Consider the following 270-nt stretch of genomic DNA (forward strand, 5'->3'; position numbering starts at 1 on the left):
GAGAAAAGTAGCTAGCACACAAAGCATCTCAGTTTCCAGAAACCCAAACAAGATCATAGTGGGGTGAAATGTGGCAGACTGGGGACCCTGGCTTCGTTCCTAAGAAGGAAAAAGCCTCAACATCAGGTGTCCATGATTTTGTATCCATGTGGCATGATGTAACCGCCTCCATTTTAACGCCATCCGCACCAAGTAAGGAAACTTCTTGAACAACATTTCTGCCCTCTGGTTCGTGGCAGAAAAAAAGAGCATACGGGTACGGCACAAAAT

General features: G+C 45.9%; 1 protein-coding gene. It reads right to left on the bottom strand.

Features of this window, described 5'->3' with window-relative positions:
- Positions 1-28 precede the first annotated feature (28 nt).
- A partial coding sequence (locus SM753_RS20650) for a hypothetical protein (RefSeq protein WP_323192935.1) occupies positions 29-270 on the bottom strand: 242 nt, incomplete at its 5' end.

This window comes from Halostella sp. PRR32 (assembly GCF_034808085.1).
In the GTDB taxonomy this organism is placed as follows: domain Archaea; phylum Halobacteriota; class Halobacteria; order Halobacteriales; family Natronoarchaeaceae; genus Halostella; species Halostella pelagica.